The sequence below is a fragment of the Aeromicrobium panaciterrae genome (assembly GCF_031457275.1).
Lineage (GTDB): Bacteria > Actinomycetota > Actinomycetes > Propionibacteriales > Nocardioidaceae > Aeromicrobium > Aeromicrobium panaciterrae_A.
In genome coordinates this window covers 196025-209882 of the sequence record NZ_JAVDWH010000001.1, presented here as the reverse complement: position 1 = coordinate 209882, position 13858 = coordinate 196025, and the positions used below count along the sequence as shown (strand labels likewise).

Genomic DNA, 13858 nt, shown 5'->3' with positions numbered 1-13858 from the left:
GGAGCCAGCGGTGAGCACTGCAACCGATGACGCTGCCTTCCGCGAGGAAGTACGCACGTGGCTGGCCGAAAACCTGACCGGCAAGTGGGCTCACCTCAAGGGTGTGGGCGGTACCGGCAGCGGTGAGGACGCGTACGACGAGCGCCTGGCCTGGAACCGTCACCTCGCCGAGCACGGCTGGACCTGCCTCGGCTGGCCCGTCGAGCACGGAGGTCGCGGGCTGAGCCTCGCGCAGCAGGCCATCTTCTATGAGGAGTACGCCCGCGCCGATGCACCCGAGACGGTCAACCACCTCGGCGAGAAGCTGCTCGGCCCGACGCTGATCGAGTTCGGCACCGACGAGCAGAAGGCGCGCTTCCTTCCCAAGATCCTCTCGGTCGAAGAGCAGTGGTGCCAGGGCTACTCCGAGCCCGGCGCCGGCTCCGACCTCGCAGCGGTCAGCACCAAGGGTGTGCTCGACACTGGTGCTGGATCGGGGGCGGAATGGGTCGTCGATGGCCAGAAGGTATGGACGTCCTGGGCGCAGGAGTCCGACTGGATCTTCGTGATCGCCCGCACCGAGCCCGGCTCATCGCGCCACCACGGCCTCTCGTTCCTCCTGATGCCGCTCGATCAGGAGGGCATCGAGATCCGTCCGATCGAGCAGATCACTGGCGGCCGCGAGTTCAACGAGGTCTGGTTCACCGGTGCCCGCACCGACGAGTCGATGATCCTCGGCGAACCCGGCGACGGCTGGAAGGTGGCGATGGCGCTGCTCGGCTTCGAGCGCGGTGTCTCCGTACTCGGCCAGCAGGTGGGCTTCGAGCGGGAGCTCAACGACCTGATCGAGCTCGCTCGCAGCAACGGCTCGCTCGATGACCCCGTAGTCCGTGACCGCCTCGCGCAGCACAGCGCCGAGTTCGAGGTCATGCGCGTCAACGCGATTCGATCGCTGACCGAAGCCACACCCGGTGCTGACAACGTCGCCAAGCTCGTCTGGGCCAACTGGCACCGCCGACTCGGCGAGCTCGCCATGGAAGTCTGCGGTTCTGGAGCGCTGGTGACCAACGGCGAGATGTACGACCTGACTCGCTGGCAGAACCTCTACCTCTTCTCTCGCGCCGACACGCTTTATGGCGGCAGCGACGAAGTTCAGCGCAACATCATCTCCGAGCGCGTGCTCGGCCTACCGAGAGAAGCACGCGGATGACCGTCATGCGTCCGGAACAGCCCACTCCTGACTACGTTGAGGGCCACAACCTCCTCGCCGGCAAGGTCGTAGTCGTGACGGCAGCAGCCGGCGCCGGCATCGGCGCCTCAGTCTCCCGCCGCGCGCTCGAAGAGGGTGCGGCGATGGTCGTCATCAGCGACACCCACGAGCGTCGCCTCGAAGAGTCGCGCGCAGCGCTCGGTGCCGAGTTCGGCGAAGATCGCGTACGCGCCATCACCGTAGACGTGACCGACGAGGCTCAGGTTCAGGCGCTCCTCGATGTTGCCGACGAGCATGGCGGCGTCGACATCATGATCAACAACGCAGGACTCGGCGGCACCGCCGACGTTCTGGAGATGGCCGACGAGGACTGGTCACGCGTTCTCGACATCACCCTGACCGGCACGTTCCGCTGCGTACGCGCTGCTGGCAACCGAATGAAGGACGCTGGCAAGAAGGGCGTCATCGTCAACAACGCCTCGGTCATCGGCTGGCGCGCGCAGGAAGGTCAGGCGCACTACGCGGCTGCCAAGGCTGGCGTCATGGCACTCACTCGTTGCGCCGCTCTCGACGTCGCGCCGTACGGCATCCGCGTCAACGCGGTCTCGCCGTCGCTCGCTATGCACCCGTTCCTCGCCAAGGTCACCAGCGACGAGCTGCTCCACGAGCTCAAGCAGCGTGAAGCCTTCGGCCGCGCCGCCGAGCCGTGGGAGGTCGCCAACGTGATGGTGTTCCTCGCCTCCGACTACTCGTCGTACCTGACCGGTGAAGTCATCTCCGTCTCGAGCCAGCGAGCCTGACATGACGTCCCAGGCGCAGACTTCGACCCGACGCGATGAGCTGCTCGCCATCGCGGCGGAGCTGTTTGCGACCAAGGGGTTCAAGAACACGACGGTCCGCGACATCGCCGACGCCGCTGGCATTCTGAGCGGTTCGCTCTATCACCACTTCGACTCCAAGGAGTCGATGGTCGACGAGATCCTGTCGTCGTTCCAGGAGGAGCTCTTCGGCAAGTACGCCGAGATCGTCGCCGGTGACGCCGACCCGCGAGCCAAGCTCGACGCCGCCGTGCGCGTCTCGTTCGAAGCGATCGACCGCCACCGCAACGAAGTCGCCATCTTCCAGAACGAGGCCGACTACCTCGGCACGTTTGAGCGCTTTGCCTACCTCGCCGACCGCAACCAGCAGTCGCGCGACGTCTGGCACGCGCTGCTCAACGAGGGTGTCAGTTCTGGCGCACTGCGCCAGGACCTCGACATCGAGCTCGTCTACCGCTTCATTCGCGACACCGTCTGGGTCGCAGTCCGCTGGTACCGCCCGGGCGCCAAGCTCAGCCACACCGACATTGCCAATCAGTACCTCACCATCCTTCTCGACGGGATCACCTCATGAACGAGCGAAGCGAGAGAACAATCAAAGGAGCAGTCATGCCGTTGTCTTCCTACAGTGGTTTTCTCAAGGAGGCGACGGCATGACCGAAGCATTCATCGTTGACGCAGTTCGTACGCCGGTTGGCCGGCGCGGGGGGTCGCTCTCCCAGATGCACTCCGCCGACCTCGGCGGCCACGTCCTCAAAGCCCTCGTGGACCGCACGGGCGTTGACCCGGGTGCCGTCGACGACGTGATCATGGGTTGCTGCGACACGATCGGCTCGCAAGCCGGTGACGTCGCACGTACGGCTTGGCTCGTCGCTGGACTCCCCGACCACGTCCCCGGCGTGACGATCGACCGCCAGTGCGGCTCGTCGCAGCAGTCGGTGCACTTCGCCGCTCAGGGCGTCATGTCCGGAACCCAGGATCTCGTCGTCGCTGGCGGCCTGCAGAACATGAGCGCCATCCCGATCTCAGCCGCCATGCTCGTCGCCGACCAGTACGGCTTCACAACACCGTTCGCCGAGTCGCCGGGTTGGCAGGCTCGCTACGGCGACCAGGAAGTCAGCCAGTTCCGTTCGGCCGAGATGATCGCCGAGAAGTGGGACATCACCCGCGAGCAGATGGAAGCGTTCGCTCTCGCGTCGCACGAGCGCGCTCGTACGGCCATCGCCGAAGGTCGCTTCAAGTCCGAGATCGCTCCCGTCGGTGACTTCGAGACCGACGAGTGCCCGCGCGAGACGTCGATGGAGAAGATGGCCGGCCTTGAGCCACTGGCTCCCGGCGGTCGCATCACCGCCGCCGTTGCCTCGCAGATCAGCGATGCCGCTAGCGCGGTCCTCATCGCCTCCGAGCAGGCCGTCAAGGACCACAACCTGTCGCCGCGCGCCCGCGTGCACCACCTATCCGTACGCGCCGACGACCCGATCTGGATGCTGACTGGTCCGATCACGGCGACCAAGCACGCTCTGGCCAAGGCCGGAATGTCCGTCGGCGACATCGACCTGTTCGAGTGCAACGAGGCGTTTGCCTCGGTCGTTCTCGCCTGGATGCAGGAGCTCGACGTCCCGCACGAGAAGGTCAACGTCAACGGCGGCGGTATCGCCCTCGGTCACCCGATCGGCGCCACCGGCACCCGTCTGATGACGACGATGCTCAACGAACTTGAGCGCACAGAAGGCCGGTACGGCCTGCAGGTCATGTGCGAAGGTGGCGGACAGGCAAACGTCACCATCATCGAACGGATCTAAACGTGCGTGTTCTGATCACTGGCGGCACTGGATTCGTTGGTGGTTGGACGGCAAAGGCGATCCAGGATGCCGGCCATCAAGTACGTTTCCTGGTCCGTGACCCGGCCAGGCTTGCGATCAGCGTGGCAACTCTCGGCGTTGACACCGGCGACTTTGTCGTCGGGGACATGACCGACGCCGAAGCCGTCAAGACTGCACTGACAGGGTGCGATGCGGTTGTTCACGCTGCCGCGGTGGTGACCACCGACCCGAAGCGGGCCGAGGAGATGATCGAGGCCAACCTTGCCGGGGCTCGAAACGTCCTTGGCCAGGCCGTGGATCTCGGACTTGATCCAATCGTCTCGGTTTCCAGCATCACCGCACTGTTTCAGCCGGACCTCGAAACCTTCTCAGCTGACCTTCCCCCCTCTGGGGGTGGCGATGGGTACGGCGTGTCGAAGACGCGCGTGGAGGACTTCTCTCGCGAGTTGCAGGAGTCGGGCGCGCCGGTGGTGATCACCTATCCCGGAATGGTCATGGGACCGGCTGCAGGCAATCAGCTCGGCGAGGCCGCCGAGGGCGTCGAGTCGGTGCTTCGAATGCGAACGGTCCCGGGGCGAAGCGCTGCGTGGACCATCATCGACGTCCGTGATTTGGGCCTCTTGCATGCGTTGTTGCTCATGCCCGGAAAGGGCCCGCGCAGATTTATGGCGGGTGGTCAGCAGTTGGTTGCCCCAAAGTTGGCCCGGGTTCTCAGCAAGTCCGGCGGCAAGCGCATCGTGCACGTGCCAGTGCCAGATGTGGTGCTGCGGCTTATGGGTCGAGCAGCGGATAAGGCGCGGCCAGTGCTGCCAGCGTTGCTCAAGGATGTCACCGCCGCAGGCATGGATTACTACACGCATATGCCCCCGTCCGATGACAGGCCAGCTGAGGCCGAACTCGGGATGACGTGGCGGACGACTGAGCAGACTCTCACGGACACGGTGACGTCACTTCGCGCAATCGGCCGACTGCGTTAGCGGATCCGCAATATGGTCTGAACATGGCCGTCAGTGGAACCACCGAATTCGACGTCAACGCGACTCCCGAGCAGGTCATGGACGTCGTGGCCGCGATCGAGGATCTGCCCAAGCGTTCCAGCGCTCACAAGTCGGCTGAGGTCGTGTCGCGCCATCCCGATGGGCGCCCGCATCGCGTGCGCGCACAGGTGTCGGCCGCGGGCATGAACGACGAGGAAGTCACCGACTACACGTGGAACGGACTCAACTCGGTGACGTGGGAGATGGTCGAGAGTTCGATGCAGTCCAAGCAGGTCGCGACCTACACGCTCACCCCCACCGCCGCGGGTACGCACATCAAGCTCGACCTCGAGATCGGCGTCAAGGTGCCGCTGCCCGGCTTCTTGCTCAAGCGCGTACTCAAGAGCGCTCTCGACTCAGGAAGCAAGGACTTCAAGAAGTACGTCGAGTCCCTCTAGGCGGGCTTCCGGCGAGTGCGGCTTGGAGCATGCTTCTGGCTGACCACTGCATGAGCTCTGTGGCCTTCTCGCGTGAGAGTCCACCGATGTCGGTCAGCCATACGAGGGCTTCGATCCCGGTGGCGCTGCGGATCGCGAGAACGAGGCTGCGAATCTCCGCGTCGGACAACTGCCCCTTCAGCGGTTCGAGGGCTTCGGTGATCCATGCAATGGCACGCCCCTGGCGAAGCGGCAATCCCTCGTCGGGCTCAGCCTCGAGCGACAACCTCAACATGGTTCGCTGCTGTTGTTCGGTTTCGAGGACCAACCTGCCAAAGGTCCTGACCACTTCGTCGAGCCGCTCGACGGGGTCGTGACTCTGCGCATCGGACAACATCGAGGTGGTCGCAGTTTCCGGATGCGCCGCCGCCAACAGTGACCGCTGGTTGGGGAAGTAGCGGTAGGCGGTCGTCCGCGAGATGCCTGCCGCGATGGCGGCCTCCTCGACGGTCGGGGCTCGTCCTTCTCGCACCTGAACCTGCGCGGCAGCTACCAAAGCTTCGCGTGTTCGCTGCTTCTGATTGCTGCGCCCTCCGACTTCATACGCCATTGACATACGGCTCATGATACTGCAATGTCGTTATGGTACTTAAGTCCCATAAACGAATTGGAAGTGGTCATCATGAACGAACTGACAACGGCCTCGCCGATCATGCGCAATCGCGAGGAGTGCGAGCAGCGCTGGTTCTATGGCGGCGGCCAGTTCACTTGGCTCGCCACGGCGGAGGAAACCGGCGGAGCGTTCTTCCTGTTCGAGGACATCATGGAGGGCGGAAAGGTCACGCCTCTGCATACGCATCCTGCCGACGAGACGATGTACGTGATCGAGGGCGAAATCCTGGTGCACATGGACGGAGTCGAGCAGCGGGTCGCAGCGGGCGGGATCATGTTCGCACCACGCGGCGTCCCTCACGCATTCACGGTTGTGTCTGAGTCCGCGCGATTGCTTGACTTGCACACGCCTGGAACCTGTCAGGCGTTCTACCTCGGCGCCAGTGAGGTCGTGACGGCTGAGCATCCGGCGTCAGGCGTCGTCGACTTCGACAAGATCGCGGCGTCTGCCCAGGCCAATGGCGGTATCGAGATCCTCGGTCCGCCGCCGTTCGCTCCGCGCTAGAGGGCCCAGCGCTCGGGGGCGTTGGGGTGCAGCATTGCGTCTGTGCCGCCGTCGGCATAGACGACTGCGCCGACCATCAGACTGCTGGCGTCTGACAGAAGGAACGCCACCAGTGCAGCGATCTCTTCGGGTCGTCCCATGCGGTTGATGGCTGACGGGTACGCCGCGACGAGTGGTCCGACCTCGGGATCGGCGAGGAGTTGCTCGGTCATCGGGCTGTCGATCGAACCCGGCGCCACGGAGTTGAGCCGCGTGCCCTGTCCGATCCAGGCCTCGGTCACGCCCTCCCGCCGAGCCCACCAGGCCAGGCCGGCCTTGGTGCCGGGGTAGACGGTCAACGGATCGGCGTCGGCAGCGTCTGCGCGGGCCGCTTCCTCGTCCTCCGTAAGACAGAGTTCAGCGGTCGAAGCGCGCCAGTTCGGCATACCGGTGATCGAGTTCGAGGCGATGAGCACCACGCTCGAGGTCCCGGCGGCCGCCAGCTGAGGCTTGAGGCCGCGTACGAGCGCAACGGCACCAAAGAAGTTGACCGACACGATCTTGGCCGAGTCTGCGCCGGCCACACCGACGATGCCAGCGCACGGCACGAGTCCGTGTACGACGTCCGTCAGGTTCTGGACTCCGGCGACAGCATCCGCGCGGCCTTCGGCCGTCGACAGGTCGGCGACCACATCGGCATCGCGGAGGTCGACTGTGATGACTCGGTCACCCTGCTCGCGGAGCAGAGCGGCGGTTGCGGCGCCGATCCCGCTGGCAGCACCGCTGACGACGTACGTCTTCATGAGTCCTTGATCCTGACCAGACCGGCCAGCGTCGCAATGTATGCGGCACCGTCGGGTCCGAGGTAGATGGCGGCGTAGTGGTTGTTCCACTGGACGCCGGTACCGGTGAGTCGACTCCACTTGGTCTTGCCGGTGCGGATGTCGATCGCCGTGAAGTACCAGGCGTCGAGCGTGTTGGTCAGGGGATCAGTCTGCTTCGGCTTCGTGTACGCGTACAGGAGGCCGTTGCCGAGCGACGCCTTCGCCACTGAGCTTGGGGCGATCTCGTCGCTGGTCCACGCGACGTGACATCCCGTCTTGTCGACTTTCACGCGGGCGAGGCCAGGTGTGGTCGTCTGCCCGAGGATCGTCGTCGTCGGTCCGCCGTAGCCGTAGTTGTTCTCGATGATGAACGAGTTGCCGGCGGCAACGAGACTGTTGTCGGTGGTGCCGGCGTTCGCCGCGAGGGTGGGTTGCTTGCAGTGCAGGCGACTCTTCACACCCTTGCGACGGTCGTAGACGAGGACATTTGTCTTCGGATCTGCGTTGTCGTTGATTGCGACCCACTTCTCACCGAGCAAGGTCGGCGTTGTGCCTGAGCCTTGCGACAGATTGCCCGTCTTGAGGCGGGTGCCGCGATCGTATGTCCGACGCCAGGTCGTCTTCGGCGTCCCCGAGCTGGTGGCGTCGAGTCGATAAAGCGCGTGAGTCGAGACGACGTACATGCCGCCGGTCTCGTCGGTGGAGACCGAGTTGGTGACTTCCTCGCCCACGGGCAGGTGCACCGTCTTGATGGCGCCGGTCGTCCGGTTGAGCGTGCCGACAATGCCCTGCTGCGTGAAGAACCAGAGACGGCCCTTCCAGTCGGGCATGGTTGCGATCAGGCAGTCGGATGCTGGCACCTTGTCGGCGAGTGACCATTCCTTCTGCTTGATGAGCGTGCCGTCGGCCTGGACCTTGATCTTCAGGACCGTCTTCTTGGCCGTCGTCGGGTAGGCCACGTCGTTCTTGTCGAGGAAGAAGTACGTGCCACCGCAGATGTCGGTGAACGGGTTGGCCGCGGTGGCCAGATTGCGAGCCGAGGTGCGGAGCTCGGAGATCGGCTTGAGCGTGACGGGGTCGATCACCATCATCCCGAAGCCCTCGAGTCCACCACACAGTCCGACGATGCGATTCTTGGAGTCGAACGCGATCGTGGCGCACTCACGGATGCCGTATGACGCCGAGCTGACCTTGAGGTTCTTGCCCAGCGGGCCGCTCACCTTGTACGCATCTGACGCATACGCGTCGTTGTGCATCGTGTTGGTTCCATCGGGCGACAGGTACGGGTTCTGCGGGATCGTCGGATGCGAGATCGGATTCTTGGCCGCTGCCGCACCGATGAACTTCGGCACCAACAGATCGGTGGGCAGTGAGGGGATCGGAAGTCCGCTGATCGCCGGGATCGGCGGGAGGGTCACCTCGGGGGTCGGCACTGGGGCAGCCGAGGACTGAGGTCCAGCGATGACGAGAGCCGCAAGCATGGAAGCTCCGGCGAAGAGTGGGAGAACGCGACGCATCCGAAGACTGTAACCGTTCGGTTACAAGGCTGTATAGACTTCTCAGATGGTGAGCGAAGTGAAGCCTCGAGGTCGCGAGGAGATACGTTCCGCGGTTCTGACCGCGACGAGCGCGCTTGTCGCCGAACGCGGCCCTGATGGCTTCTCCGTACGCGATATTGCGGCGCGAGCTGGCGTCAACCACGCGCTGGTGCATCGTCATTTCGGTACCAAGGCGGATGTCTTGGAGCAGATGCTCGCCGCAGATGCCCAAGGTGTCGTCGAGGCGGTCGTCCAATCTGGACTGCCCACGCGAGGGGAGGCCTCACCCGATGTTGTTGCTGAGCTCCTCGACCTCCTGGCTGCGAGTCCTTCGTACTGGCGCACGCTCGTCCATGCAGTGCTCGACAGTCCGGAGGCGGCACTTCCCGGGACCGCGTCGACGACTGAGTTGTTCTCGGGTCTGTGGCGCGACAGCGACCCGGACGATGCGGTGCAAACGTCGGTCGCCGGCATGTCTGTGCTGGGCTGGCTGATCTTCGGCAAGTTCATGAGCGACGCCACGGGGGCCGACCCCGAGGACGTGCGCCGGGCTGTCGCCGAGCACGTGTCGCGTCTCATGCCCTAGAAGGGCTTGCGGTCGGGGCCTACAAGATGCAAAACTAGAACATGTTCTACTTTTCCGGTATTGCATCGACCAGGCAGGCTGACTCGTGACGACAACGTACGAACTCACCGACCTCGACAAACTCGAGGCTGAAGCGGTTCACATCTTCCGTGAGGTGGCTGCGACCATCGAGCGCCCGGCGCTGCTCTTCTCGGGCGGCAAGGACTCGGTTGTCATGTTGCACCTGGCGACCAAGGCGTTCTGGCCCGCTCCCGTTCCGTTCCCGGTCATGCACATCGACACCGGTCAGAACTTCGACGAAGTCATCAAGTTCCGCGACGACACGGTCGAGCGCTTTGGCCTCCGTCTCATCGTCGCCTCGGTGCAGGACGACATCGACGCCGGCCGTGCCACCGAGATCGGCGGCCCGCTAGGACCTCGCAACAAGCTGCAGACCATCTCGCTGCTGCGCGGCATCAAGGAGAACCAGTTCGGTGCCGTGTTCGGCGGTGCCCGCCGGGACGAGGAGAAGGCCCGCGCCAAGGAGCGCGTCTTCAGCTTCCGCGATGAGTTCGGTCAGTGGGACCCCAAGAACCAGCGCCCCGAGCTGTGGAGCCTCTACAACGGCCGCCACCACAAGGGCGAGAACATGCGCGTCTTCCCGCTCTCCAACTGGACCGAGCTGGACATCTGGAAGTACATCCTTCGCGAGCAGATCGATCTGCCGGAGCTCTACTACGCGCAGACCCGCACCGTCGTCGAGCGTGACGGCATGCTGCTCGCCGTCAACCGGTTCATCGAGCCGGAGAACGGCGAAGTGCCGTTCGAGGCGATGGTCCGCTTCCGCACCGTCGGTGACGCCACCTGCACCGGCTGCGTCGAGTCGGACGCGGTGACTCGCGAGCAGGTCGTCGACGAAGTTGCTGCCGTACGTGTGACTGAACGCGGTGCGACTCGCGCCGATGACCGCATCTCTGAAGCTGGCATGGAAGACCGAAAGAAAGAGGGCTACTTCTGATGTCGCAGCTTCTGCGTATCGCCACGGCTGGAAGCGTGGACGACGGCAAGTCGACCCTCATCGGTCGGTTGCTGTTCGACGGCAAGTCGATCTTCGAAGACCAGCTGAGCGCTGTCGCCACAGCGAGCGCTGCTCGTGGTCACGAGGGCCCCGACCTGGCGCTGCTGACTGACGGTCTGCGCGCCGAGCGCGAGCAGGGCATCACGATCGACGTGGCCTACCGCTACTTCGCGACTCCCAAGCGCAAGTTCATCATCGCGGACACGCCTGGCCACATTCAGTACACGCGCAACATGGTCACCGGTGCGTCCACCGCGGACGTCGCGCTGATCCTGATCGACGCCCGTCACGGCGTGCTCGAGCAGTCGCGTCGCCACGCGTTCCTCGCGACCTTGCTCGGCATCCCGCACGTCGTGCTCTGCATCAACAAGATGGACCTCGTCGACTTCTCCGAAGATCGTTTCAACGAGATCCGCGAAGAGTTCGCAGCGTTCGCGACAAAGCTCGAAGTCGCCGACCTGACGTTCATTCCGATGTCAGCACTGTCGGGCGACAACGTCGTCACGCACAGCGCCGCGATGCCTTGGTACGACGGACCGGCGCTGCTGCACCACCTCGAAGGGCTGCACGTCGCTTCCGACCGCAACCTCATCGACACGCGTATGCCGGTGCAGTACGTCATCCGCCCGCAGCAGGCCGACTTCCACGACTTCCGTGGTTACGCCGGCACGATTGCTGGTGGCGTCTTCCGTCCGGGCGACGAAGTCGTGGCACTGCCTTCGGGCTTCTCGACGACGGTCACCAACGTCCTCGGCCCTGGCGGCACCAAGCTCGACGAAGCGTTCACCGGTCAGGCCGTCACGATCGAGCTCGCCGACAACATCGACATCAGCCGCGGCGACATGCTGTGCCGCCCCAACAACCGTCCGACGTCCTCGCAGGATGTCGACGCGATGATCGCTTGGATGGACACCGACCTGTCGCTGTCCACCGACTCGACCTACACGATCCTGCACACGACGCGGGAGACCCGTGCGTCAGTCAAGAGCCTCGAGTACCGACTCGACATCAACACGCTGCACCGCGACGAGAAGGCAGCCAGTCTCGGACTGAACGAGATCGGCCGCGTGAAGCTGCGTACGCAGAAGCCGCTGCACTTCGATCCCTACCGCCGCAACCGCGAGACCGGTGGATTCATCTTGATCGATGACGCCACCAACCGGACTGTCGCTGCGGGCATGATTCTGGGTGAGACCCAGAACGAGCCCAACATCGTCTGGCACAGCGGTGCTGTGACGCGTGAGCACCGCAAGACGAAGGGTTCAACCCTCTGGTTCACCGGCCTGTCCGGCTCGGGCAAGTCGAGCGTTGCGGTCGAGGTCGAACGCCGTCTCGTCGCCTCAGGTCTGCCCGCGTACATCCTCGATGGCGACAACCTGCGGCACGGCCTCAACGCCGGCCTGGGCTTCAGCCCCGAGGATCGACAGGAGAACGTACGCCGAGTCGCAGAAGTCGCCAAGCTCATGGCCGACGCGGGTGTCGTTGCGATCGTCTCGCTGGTCAGTCCATATCGCGAGCACCGCGATGCGGCACGAGCCGGCCACGAGGCCGACGGCTTGCCGTTCTTCGAGATCTTCATGGACACCCCGCTCGAGGAGTGCGAGGCGCGTGACCCGAAGGGTCTGTACGCCAAGGCTCGCGCGGGCGAGATCCCGGAGTTCACCGGCGTCAGCGCACCGTATGAAGCTCCACAGCGCCCTGACCTGCTGCTGCGCCCGAGCGATGGTGACGTCGATGCACTCGCGACGCTGGTCATCGAGCGGATGCAGCGTGACTGACTCCGAACTCGCCGCGTCTCTCGCCGAGCAGGCGGGTGAGCTGCTGCTCGATCTGCAGCGCACCTCCTCGCTGACCGGCAAGGAGCTCGGCAAGGCTGGCGACGCGAAGTCCAATGAACTGCTGTTGAAACTCCTGGCAGCCGAACGTCCGGATGACGCCGTGCTGTCGGAGGAGTCGGTTGACTCAGCCGCGCGACTGTCGGCCGATCGGGTCTGGATCATTGATCCGGTCGACGGCACCCGCGAGTACGGGATGGAGGGTCGCACCGACTGGGCCGTTCACGTTGCCCTGTGGGAGCGCGGAGCCACCGGATCACAGATCACCGCCGCTGCCGTCGCGCAGCCAGCATTGTCGACGGTCTACTCAACGGGCATTTCGACGGCCACGAGGGTTGAGCGCGAAACCCCGATCTTCCTGATGAGCGCCAGTCGTCCACCGGCCTGGGGCGCTGCGGTCGTCGAAGCTTTCGGCGCCGACTCGCAGCCGATGGGCTCGGCCGGTGCCAAGGCGATGGCCGTGCTCCGCGGAGATGCGGATGCCTACCTGCACGACGGCGGCCAGTGGGAATGGGACTCAGCAGCGCCGGTCGGTGTCGCTCTCGCAGCAGGTCTGCACGCGACACGTGTCGACGGATCACCGCTGACGTACAACGCCGCTCACCCGTACTTGCCTGATCTGCTCATCTGTCGAGCCGACCTCGCCGAGGGCTTGCTCGCGGCCATCGCCGCCGCAGGCTAGGGGCCGACGAACGGCAGGCTGAGCGTGCAGACGATCGGCCGGGGATGGGCTGGATCGAGGAAGTTGAGCACGTACAGGCTGGCATTGCGATCAGCCGCGATCTCGAAGTGCTCGCTGTAGTCCTGCGCGCACTTGTCCTGGACGACGATGTTGGTCATGCCCTTCTCGCTGCCGCTTGTGTAGGGACGGACGAGCTCGTCGTACTTCGTCATGATGTTCAGGTAGCGCACACCCTTCACGGCGACGCCGCCCTTGCGGATCTCCTTCATGAACGACGAGTTCTTGTCCATCTCGCCCAATGCCGGGGCGAATGGGAGTGACCCGGCGCCGGTGCCAAGAATTGCGGTGAGTTGCGCCGGAACGATCTCCGTGCCGTGCCACAGCGGGGCCAGCGAGATGTGGTTGTAGACCTTCTTCGCGCCGCCGTAGAACTTCAAGTAGTACGTCGGCATCAGGGTGCCCTGGGAGTGGCCGATGATGTCGACCTTGCTGGCCTTCGTGGACTTGAGCACGCGATCGACGAAAACGTCCAGCTCCTTCGCGCTCACCCGCATGCTGCCGAGACCGGCGAGGGCGTTGAGCGGGTAGGGAGCGGGCAGGGCGCCGTAGGTCAGCGCGTAGACGCAGTAGCCGTTGTTCTTGAGCAGCGGCCCGTATGTCTGCCAGTTGGTGCTGTGGTTGCCCAGCGTGCCGTGTGTCAGGACGACCGGACGGGGATGCGCCTTCGAGGGCTTGCACGTCCAGTCGTTCGTGCCAGGTGCGTTCGCGTTGGGAGTTCCACCGATCATCGCGGCCGGCAGAAAGTTGTACGGCACGGGCAGCGGCTTGGTCGCCGCCGTTGCGGGCGACCCGGCGAGGAGCAGGGCAATGACAACTGTTGCCAGGGTGATCAATCGGCGCATGAAGACTCCAATGAGAGCGCGTTCTGCTCAGATC

At 64.5% G+C, this 13858-nt stretch carries 15 protein-coding genes; 11 read left to right on the top strand and 4 right to left on the bottom strand.

Annotated features, from left to right (window positions below):
• Positions 1-10: 10 nt before the first annotated feature.
• The 6 genes from J2X11_RS01025 to J2X11_RS01000 all read left to right on the top strand — a co-directional run bounded on the left by J2X11_RS01025 (position 11) and on the right by J2X11_RS01000 (position 5265).
• Positions 11-1189, top strand: a complete 1179-nt coding sequence (locus J2X11_RS01025) for an acyl-CoA dehydrogenase family protein (RefSeq protein WP_309965540.1) — start codon at positions 11-13, stop codon at positions 1187-1189.
• Positions 1186-1989 (top strand): SDR family oxidoreductase, encoded by an 804-nt coding sequence (locus J2X11_RS01020; RefSeq protein ID WP_309965537.1) that lies wholly within the window; start codon positions 1186-1188, stop codon positions 1987-1989. Before J2X11_RS01025 ends, J2X11_RS01020 begins: the two co-directional genes overlap by 4 nt.
• A 1-nt stretch (position 1990) precedes the next feature.
• The gene (locus J2X11_RS01015) at positions 1991-2581 is read left to right on the top strand and encodes a TetR/AcrR family transcriptional regulator (RefSeq protein ID WP_309965533.1); all 591 of its coding nucleotides are present in this window, start codon (positions 1991-1993) and stop codon (positions 2579-2581) included.
• A gap of 79 nt (positions 2582-2660) precedes the next feature.
• Positions 2661-3809, top strand: coding sequence for an acetyl-CoA C-acetyltransferase (locus tag J2X11_RS01010; protein ID WP_309965529.1), 1149 nt, complete (start codon positions 2661-2663; stop codon positions 3807-3809).
• A 2-nt stretch (positions 3810-3811) separates the two neighbouring features.
• A complete protein-coding gene (locus J2X11_RS01005; RefSeq protein WP_309965525.1) occupies positions 3812-4807 on the top strand; it encodes an NAD-dependent epimerase/dehydratase family protein in 996 nt (331 codons plus the stop codon).
• Between the two features lie 23 nt (positions 4808-4830).
• Positions 4831-5265, top strand: a complete 435-nt coding sequence (locus J2X11_RS01000) for an SRPBCC family protein (protein ID WP_309965522.1) — start codon at positions 4831-4833, stop codon at positions 5263-5265.
• On the opposite strand, the gene J2X11_RS00995 is transcribed toward J2X11_RS01000, so the two are convergent.
• Positions 5240-5860, bottom strand: a complete 621-nt coding sequence (locus J2X11_RS00995; RefSeq protein WP_309965519.1) for a TetR/AcrR family transcriptional regulator — start codon at positions 5858-5860, stop codon at positions 5240-5242. The genes J2X11_RS01000 and J2X11_RS00995 overlap by 26 nt on opposite strands.
• Before the next feature lie 66 nt (positions 5861-5926).
• Between J2X11_RS00995 and J2X11_RS00990 the strand changes: the two genes are divergently transcribed.
• Positions 5927-6421: a cupin domain-containing protein gene (locus J2X11_RS00990; RefSeq protein WP_309965516.1), complete on the top strand. Its 495-nt coding sequence runs from the start codon at positions 5927-5929 to the stop codon at positions 6419-6421.
• Here the strand turns inward: J2X11_RS00990 and J2X11_RS00985 are convergent.
• Entirely contained in the window at positions 6418-7203 is a 786-nt protein-coding gene (locus J2X11_RS00985; RefSeq protein ID WP_309965513.1) for an SDR family oxidoreductase, read from the bottom strand. The two genes, J2X11_RS00990 and J2X11_RS00985, sit on opposite strands and share 4 nt — an antisense overlap.
• Complete coding sequence (locus J2X11_RS00980) at positions 7200-8741, bottom strand: hypothetical protein (protein ID WP_309965510.1); 1542 nt, start codon at positions 8739-8741, stop codon at positions 7200-7202. Before J2X11_RS00980 ends, J2X11_RS00985 begins: the two co-directional genes overlap by 4 nt.
• A gap of 46 nt (positions 8742-8787) precedes the next feature.
• Here J2X11_RS00980 and J2X11_RS00975 point away from each other — a divergent pair, with 46 nt between their 5' ends.
• From J2X11_RS00975 to J2X11_RS00960, 4 genes are all read left to right on the top strand, one after another.
• Positions 8788-9348, top strand: a complete 561-nt coding sequence (locus J2X11_RS00975) for a TetR/AcrR family transcriptional regulator (RefSeq protein WP_309965506.1) — start codon at positions 8788-8790, stop codon at positions 9346-9348.
• Positions 9349-9433: 85 nt separating this feature from the next.
• Positions 9434-10345, top strand: coding sequence for a sulfate adenylyltransferase subunit CysD (gene cysD, locus J2X11_RS00970; protein ID WP_309965503.1), 912 nt, complete (start codon positions 9434-9436; stop codon positions 10343-10345).
• Positions 10345-12183 carry an adenylyl-sulfate kinase gene (gene cysC / locus J2X11_RS00965; RefSeq protein ID WP_309965500.1) on the top strand — a complete coding sequence of 613 codons (1839 nt, stop codon included), beginning with the start codon at positions 10345-10347 and terminating at the stop codon, positions 12181-12183. Before cysD ends, cysC begins: the two co-directional genes overlap by 1 nt.
• On the top strand, positions 12176-12922 hold the full coding sequence (locus tag J2X11_RS00960; protein WP_309965498.1) for a 3'(2'),5'-bisphosphate nucleotidase CysQ: 747 nt from the start codon (positions 12176-12178) through the stop codon (positions 12920-12922). The genes cysC and J2X11_RS00960 overlap by 8 nt, the downstream gene beginning before the upstream one ends.
• On the opposite strand, the gene J2X11_RS00955 is transcribed toward J2X11_RS00960, so the two are convergent.
• A complete protein-coding gene (locus J2X11_RS00955; protein ID WP_309965495.1) occupies positions 12919-13824 on the bottom strand; it encodes an esterase/lipase family protein in 906 nt (301 codons plus the stop codon). The genes J2X11_RS00960 and J2X11_RS00955 overlap by 4 nt on opposite strands.
• Between the last annotated feature and the right edge of the window lie 34 nt (positions 13825-13858).

Coding starts and splice junctions, on each gene's coding strand:
- J2X11_RS01020 (WP_309965537.1), top strand. CDS start 1,186: ATGACCGTCATGCGTCCGGAACAGCCCACTCCTGACTACGTTGAGGGC.
- J2X11_RS00985 (WP_309965513.1), bottom strand. CDS start 7,203: ATGAAGACGTACGTCGTCAGCGGTGCTGCCAGCGGGATCGGCGCCGCA.
- J2X11_RS01015 (WP_309965533.1), top strand. CDS start 1,991: ATGACGTCCCAGGCGCAGACTTCGACCCGACGCGATGAGCTGCTCGCC.
- J2X11_RS01000 (WP_309965522.1), top strand. CDS start 4,831: ATGGCCGTCAGTGGAACCACCGAATTCGACGTCAACGCGACTCCCGAG.
- J2X11_RS00980 (WP_309965510.1), bottom strand. CDS start 8,741: ATGCGTCGCGTTCTCCCACTCTTCGCCGGAGCTTCCATGCTTGCGGCT.
- J2X11_RS00975 (WP_309965506.1), top strand. CDS start 8,788: ATGGTGAGCGAAGTGAAGCCTCGAGGTCGCGAGGAGATACGTTCCGCG.
- J2X11_RS01010 (WP_309965529.1), top strand. CDS start 2,661: ATGACCGAAGCATTCATCGTTGACGCAGTTCGTACGCCGGTTGGCCGG.
- J2X11_RS00955 (WP_309965495.1), bottom strand. CDS start 13,824: ATGCGCCGATTGATCACCCTGGCAACAGTTGTCATTGCCCTGCTCCTC.
- J2X11_RS00995 (WP_309965519.1), bottom strand. CDS start 5,860: ATGTCAATGGCGTATGAAGTCGGAGGGCGCAGCAATCAGAAGCAGCGA.
- cysC (WP_309965500.1), top strand. CDS start 10,345: ATGTCGCAGCTTCTGCGTATCGCCACGGCTGGAAGCGTGGACGACGGC.
- J2X11_RS00990 (WP_309965516.1), top strand. CDS start 5,927: ATGAACGAACTGACAACGGCCTCGCCGATCATGCGCAATCGCGAGGAG.